This window comes from Pseudomonas baetica (genome assembly GCF_019733355.1).
Classification (GTDB): Bacteria; Pseudomonadota; Gammaproteobacteria; order Pseudomonadales; family Pseudomonadaceae; genus Aquipseudomonas; species Aquipseudomonas baetica_A.
In genome coordinates, this window is the sequence record NZ_JAIHLQ010000064.1 from 20653 (window position 1) to 27240 (window position 6588).

The 6588-nt window shown below is 53.7% G+C and carries 5 protein-coding genes and 1 pseudogene; 2 read left to right on the plus strand and 4 right to left on the minus strand.

The annotated features are described in order from the left end of the window. Positions 1-37: 37 nt before the first annotated feature. Together K5E40_RS32150 and csiR are read right to left on the minus strand one after the other, a co-directional pair. The gene (locus tag K5E40_RS32150) at positions 38-1711 is read right to left on the minus strand and encodes a long-chain-fatty-acid--CoA ligase (RefSeq protein ID WP_221734208.1); all 1674 of its coding nucleotides are present in this window, start codon (positions 1709-1711) and stop codon (positions 38-40) included. 285 nt (positions 1712-1996) lie between these two features. Further along, the gene (csiR, locus tag K5E40_RS32155) at positions 1997-2689 is read right to left on the minus strand and encodes a DNA-binding transcriptional regulator CsiR (RefSeq protein WP_221734209.1); all 693 of its coding nucleotides are present in this window, start codon (positions 2687-2689) and stop codon (positions 1997-1999) included. A gap of 173 nt (positions 2690-2862) precedes the next feature. Between csiR and glaH the strand changes: the two genes are divergently transcribed. Together glaH and lhgO are read left to right on the plus strand one after the other, a co-directional pair. Then, a complete protein-coding gene (glaH, locus tag K5E40_RS32160) occupies positions 2863-3849 on the plus strand; it encodes a glutarate dioxygenase GlaH (protein ID WP_221734210.1) in 987 nt (328 codons plus the stop codon). A 54-nt stretch (positions 3850-3903) separates the two neighbouring features. Then, positions 3904-5145 carry an L-2-hydroxyglutarate oxidase gene (lhgO, locus tag K5E40_RS32165; protein WP_221734211.1) on the plus strand — a complete coding sequence of 414 codons (1242 nt, stop codon included), beginning with the start codon at positions 3904-3906 and terminating at the stop codon, positions 5143-5145. Between the two features lie 478 nt (positions 5146-5623). Here lhgO and K5E40_RS32170 read toward each other — a convergent pair whose 3' ends face one another. After that, positions 5624-5917, minus strand: coding sequence for a hypothetical protein (locus K5E40_RS32170; RefSeq protein ID WP_221734212.1), 294 nt, complete (start codon positions 5915-5917; stop codon positions 5624-5626). Beyond that, positions 5914-6405, minus strand: a pseudogene (locus K5E40_RS32175) (integrase); the annotation flags it as partial. The gene K5E40_RS32170 and the pseudogene K5E40_RS32175, both read right to left, overlap by 4 nt. Between the last annotated feature and the right edge of the window lie 183 nt (positions 6406-6588).

Sequence of the window (6588 nt, forward strand, 5' to 3'; positions counted from 1 at the left end):
AGGGGAGCGGCGTGTTTGTGCGCCTGAGCCTGGCGCTTTATGAGTTCTGCGCTGCGCACCCGGACCATTCTTCGTCCTGCAGTTGGCGCCAAAGCAATTTGCCAGTGCCCGACTGCGCCAAGTTCTGGCGGAACTCGATGGACGAGGGCACCTTGTAGGCGGCCATGTTTTCCTTACACCAGTCGATGATGGCGGCTGCGCTAGTGCCTTGTTGCTCTGGGTGCAGGATCACCAGGGCCTTCACTGTTTCCCCACGGAGCGGGTCGGGAGATGAAATAACGCAGCACTGGAGGATTGCGGGGTGTCGATACATCAAGCCCTCGACCTCGGATGGCCAGACCTTATAGCCGGAAGCGTTGATCATTCGCTTGATCCGGTCCACCATGAAAAAATAACCTTCTTCATCGTAGTAGCCAAGGTCACCGGTACGCAGAAAGCGCTTGCCGTCCAATTCGATAAAGGCTTTTTCGGTTTCCTCTGGACGCTTCCAGTAGCCCTTGAACAACTGCGGACCATGGCAGACAATTTCCCCGACCTGATTGGACTGCAGTTCCTCACCGGTAGTGCGGTCGATCACCCGCGAATCCACATCAAACAACGGAATACCCAGGCATTGCGATTTGCTGCGTGCTTTCGGATTCATATGGGTGGCGCCCATGGTTTCTGACAACCCATAACCCTCGATATAGTCCAGTCCCAACAGCACCTTGAGCTTCTCTTTGATCGGGCCGGGCATGGCTGCGCCACCGCCGCCAATATTCTTCAGGTTGGAAAGGTCGAAGCGCTCGAGATTGCCTTGAGTCAGAAAGTCCACCGCCATGGTGGCGATATTGGACCAGCTACTGACACGGTAGCGCTGCATCAATTCGGCTGCGACTTCGCGGTTCCAGCGAGTCATGAGCACCATGCATGCGCCTATGAAGATCGGCCCGTTCATTGACGATTGCATGCCGGCAACGTGGAACAGCGGCAAGGTGGTGAGTATGACGTCTTCACCGTTGAGCAGGGTCCAGGTCTGACGTTGAATGGCAGTTGCCATCACGGAACGATGGGTATGCAAACAACCCTTGGGGACACCGGTGGTGCCAGAGCTGTAAGGCATTGCGCAGTGGTCATCCGGACCACTTAAATGCGGGCCGGGACGCTGCCCGCAATCGAGCGCGGCCTGCCAGCCGACCACGCCGGGTAATAGCGGTGTTTTAACCTCGGTTTGCAGCTCTGCAGGCAAGGACAGGTCGGTTCTGTTGCGCAGGTACTGGGAATAAGCGGTAGTGACCACCTGCCGGAGCTGGAAACGGCCAATCATAGGCGTGATAAAGGGCGCGAGCTCCTGAGCACAAACCACCATATGCGCTTCAGTATCGGCCAGATAGTGTTCGAGTTCGGCAGCGCGGCTCATGGGGTTCAGCGGCACCACCATGGCATCGGCGCGCAGTACAGCGTAGTAGGTGATGATGAATTGAGGAGAGTTCTGCATATATAGCAGCACGCGGTCTCCACGCTTGACTCCCTGGGACTGGAAATAGCCTGCCAGGCGTTCTACTTCATTGAGCAACTGGGCATAACTGATACGGGTGTCGTAGAAGATAATCGCCGTCTTGTCAGGGTAGCGCCTGGCGGATGTTTCCAGGTTGCAGAAGAGACTGGTGGCCGGAAGGGTCAGGTGATGAGGTACATCCTTAGGCCAGTAAGGCAGATGACGATTGAACATTCTAGAACCCCTGTTGTGTTTTGACTTTGGGTTAGTCGATGTACAGGATGAATAATTCGTAATGGCTTGGATATTTGCATGGATGGCGTGTTGATGTCAAACTGGCGAAATTTAATTTCGCATAGCGAAATTATGTGGCTTTGGTGGATGTATCCAGAGTTGGCCTTTTGCGTCAGGCCAATTGGATGGCGCGCTTCAGAACCAGAATTTTCAACGTGCTGAAGAACCCGGTTACAACTGACCGCAATACGAAGCGTGAAATTTATGTAGGGGGTTGGTAGCGTTTCACCAAACGTCCGCTTCGTTCTGAATGATACGAGTGATAATGGGTACAGGAGTCATTAGATGGGTGAGTGTCAGACTACTAGCCTTAATGGCATCTCGTTCAAGCACAGCCTTTACCAACTCGGTGTGTTGACGGCGTTTCACCTGCAGCGCCTCTTCGGAGAGAACTGTGCGCTTCAGCCAGATCTGTCTGTAACGTTCAGCCTGATCTGACAGATAGGAACGAGCCTGAAGCAGGCTTTTAGATCCACATCCAATCACTATCGCGTTATGAAACTCTTTGTGACGGGAATCCCAAATATCGAGCATTTCCTGAGCGGACCGCACTTCTACAACCTTCGAAAGGGTATGTACTCGAGCGACTATCAGGGCTTCCCAAGCTTCATCTCCCCGCTCCACAGCCATGGCGACGATCATTGCCTCCAGATGAGCCCGTGCCTCATAAACGTCACGCATTTCTTCAAGGGACATCGGAGCGACGCGGTAACCTTTCTGGTTGACAGCGACCACCAGATGCTCAGCTACCAATTGCGAAAGTACTTCACGCATTGGGCCAGTGCCAGACGCGTAACGCTCCTTCAATGAACTCATCAGTAGTTTTTCACCGGGTTTGAATACACCTCTGATGATGTCAGTTTTCAGTCGAATGTAGTCTGAATCACGTCTGAGACTAGCGGTTGCTAAATTTTCCATATCGGGATTCCAAAGCGATTGCATGGGCATGATACCCAATACGGCGAAAGCCTGCGTCCAGATCGCTAAAACTAAAATAACGACGAATTATAAAAATGTAGACATTTTGTGATTGTGGCGATATTTTTGCGCACAGGACGCCGACCTGTCTCAATCATCCACTTGGAGTCGCGATGAACGCCTTTAACCAGATTGAAATGCCTGTACTGCCCCAGCCTGCCGCTCTGTTTGGGTTCACGTTGGAGCCTTCACAACAATCGACTCGCATCCTAGAGCTTCGTTTATCAAAAACGACCGTAGACGCGTTCTTGCATTCGGTCGCTGAACTCCCAGTGCAGGCGCTGGAGTACAAATCGTTCCTCCGCTTTCAGTTCGGCAAAATCCTTGATGACATCTGTGAAGGGACGTTGCGCCCTATCATCGTGAACACTCTGATGGATCGTGCTACTGGCGGCCTCATAGTGGTGCCTGAAGGCCTTAATTGCGTGAGCCAGGCAGAGGATATGGTTAAGATTTCGACAGCAGTCGCACATCTGCTAGGACGTTCCAATTTCGACGCCATGAGTGGGCAGTTCTACGCGCGCTTCGTAGTGGAGAATGTTGATAACTCCGATAGCTACCTGCGCCAGCCGCACCGTGTCATGGAGCTTCACAACGACGGTACATTCGTAAACCAAATCACCGATTACGTCCTGATGATGAAGATCGATGAACAGAACATGGAAGGCGGTAATTCGTTACTGCAACATCTGGATGATTGGGCGGAACTAGACAAGTACTACCGCCACCCGCTGGCTAGACGCGTCATGCAGTGGACTGCCCCTCCTAGCAAAAATACCAAGGAAGATGTTTTCCACTCGATTTTTGATACAGATGCCATAGGTCGGCCGACCATGCGATACATCGACCAGTTTGTGCAGCCTGAGAACTACGAGGAGGGGACGTGGCTATATGCGATGAGCGAGTCGCTAGAAGGTAGCCCTTCGAAAGTGTCGATCCCAGTGCCTGTCGGTTCGTTCCTGTTGATGAACAACCTTTTTTGGCTGCACGGTCGCGATCGCTTTGTGGCACACCCTGGCCTGCGCCGCGAGCTTATGCGCCAACGTGGCTACTTCAGCTTCCCGAAAATGTCGCACCAGCACGGCCAAACCGCCAATTAAATAAGAGCACGTCGGGGGAGCCTTCCCCCGATGTCAAGCAGTGAAGGTAGGTCTATGTACGATTTCGTGATCATCGGCGGCGGCATTGTTGGGATGTCGACAGCCATGCAACTGGCAGACAGTTATCCTCGTGCCAAGATGCTGGTTGTAGAAAAGGAGCCGGGCCCAGCGCGCCATCAGACTGGTCATAACAGTGGCGTGATTCATGCGGGCGTGTACTACACCCCTGGTAGCCTCAAGGCAAAGTTTTGCCTCGAAGGTAATCGGGCCACCAAACGCTTCTGCGATGAGCACGGGATCCGCTACGACGAGTGCGGCAAACTACTCGTAGCTACCAATGAACTCGAGATGGATCGCATGCGTGCATTGTGGGAGCGCACGGCCGCTAATGGCATAAAGCGGCATTGGCTGACAGCCAGCGAGCTTCGAGAGCGCGAGCCGAACATCGCTGGGGTGGGCGGGATATTTGTTCCTTCCAGTGGCATTGTCAGCTACGCACAGATTGCTGCCCAAATGGGTAAGGAGTTCGAGAAGCAAGGTGGTCAGATCGAATTCAGCACAGAGGTCATCGGGCTGGAAGAGCGCTCAAGTGAAATCGTCATCAAGACGAACAAAGCGACCTATACCACCCGCTACCTGGTTTCATGCTCGGGGCTTATGGCTGATCGCGTAGTGAGAATGCTAGGTGTCCAGCCGGATTTCACCATCTGCCCGTTCCGCGGGGAATATTATCTGCTCCCGCAGAAGCATAACCAGATCGTGAACCACTTGATTTATCCAATCCCAGATCCCGCCATGCCATTCCTTGGCGTGCACTTGACAAGAATGATCGACGGGACGGTTACCGTTGGCCCAAATGCCGTGTTGGCCATGAAACGAGAAGGTTATCGCAAGTCAGATATCTCTGTGGTGGATCTGGCAAAGATGCTCGCTCATAGCGGAATCCGCAAGGTACTGAAGGACAACTTCAAGTCTGGTTTGACTGAGATGAAAAACTCTCTATTCAAAGCTGGCTATCTCAAGACCGTTCAAAAATATTGCCCAACCTTGATAAAGGAAGATCTCACCCCCTATCCCGCAGGTGTGCGGGCGCAAGCCGTTTCGAACGATGGCAAGTTGATTGACGACTTTTTGTTCGTAAACACAGCACGCAGTGTTAACGTCTGTAATGCACCATCACCTGCAGCGACATCGGCCATCCCGATTGGGGCATACATCGTTTCGAAGGTAAAAGACTTAGTCGGTGACAACCTTGACCATATCGCTGTACCAGCTTCATCGACCTCTGATGCGTAGTTTCCTCGGGGGGGACACTTGTCTCCCTTTTTTTCTATCTGGATTTACTTGCTCCTCGGTAGCGCTAGCGAGCGTTCATGTTCGAAATGCGTAGGGCATTCACAGCTCCTCGAACAGCTCACCAAGCTCCTCGGAGAGCTTTCGCGACTGCATCATAGTCCGCGCAGCGGTAGCAGTATCGCCGCAGTCCTCCGTCGCTGTCGACCAAGCCAAGGGCAACTTCTTGCAAATCCCCATGATGCCCCCAACAAATAATGTTGTGGGTAACTTTGATCGCGCCGGTCGGAGGGTTTACTCGCTTTTTTCGAGAAAATAACCATCCAAGCCCCAGAATGCCAAGCCAGGTATGTAGGCCAGGAGGGCAAATCTTCGGTCAGCCTCTTTCGCGGAGAGAGCGAAGAGCGCCGAAATCAGCACTACCGACCAGCCTTTCAGCAAAGAGTTGGTGGAAAGTCGGTTTACGACACCTTGGACGTATCTATACGTTTTTATGATGCGGACGAGTTTCGTGATCACGCGGTCCCAATCGTTTCCAGATCAATAGCGCGGTAAGTCGATAGTAATACCGGGTGGCGTCGGAGTGGTCTTTCAGGTGCTGAGTCAAAAACCAGCGCACATGCTTGAGTTGCCAGGTCCAGGGATTGTCTCGTTGCCATCGTTGGTGAATGGCCGCTTGTATGATTCGGGCTTGCCGTAGGTGGCGTTGCTGAGTGGCCTTCGAGCCGGTCAGTACGCCGCTCAGGAACAGTGTCATATCGAAGGGCTTGCTCACGCTCTCCCTCCAATGTAGGCCGAAACCACATCGATCCGGTTATGCCCGAGTTCAAGGCTGATCTGTTGCCGCGCCTGCTGGTCCAGGTCGCGGTCAATGCGATAGCAGTGGCCCCCATTGACCGGGGCGGGGTGGCCCGTGAACTGTTCGTAACGCTCGCAGGCGTAGGCTGCTCGCAGTTCATGAAAACCCTTCAGCCCGTGTGCATGCAGCGTTTCGCGGGCGGGAAGCACGGTCTGTTGCAGGAATGCGGCGTAGCTTTCGTCGCGGGCTAGCAAGTTGCGGCTGCCGGTTGGCGATGCCTTACGAGCAAACTGCAGCGCCGCTTTCGCCGCTTCATTGGCCACGATCCATCGCGGCGCTGAAGCCCCTGAACGACCGCCTTTGGAGCCGTCCTGAATGTTGATGCGACCGAGTCGTTCGGCTTTGCGGTGCAAGCGTGGCAGCTCAGCCAGGATCGCTTCGCGCAGGCGCATACCGTGTTGGCGCTGATTGAAAACTGACCCAGTGGGTCAGTTTTCGGTCAGCGGCAACAGCCAAGGCATCGCCTGGTGCGATCTGCGTATTCGAGCAGAATGCTGCCCAGTCTTCCATTACTGCTCTGCGTTTCTCTAAGAAGTCAGAGTGGAAGTCGTCTGGTGAAGCTCATTGTCTTCGCGCTAGTGCTGACC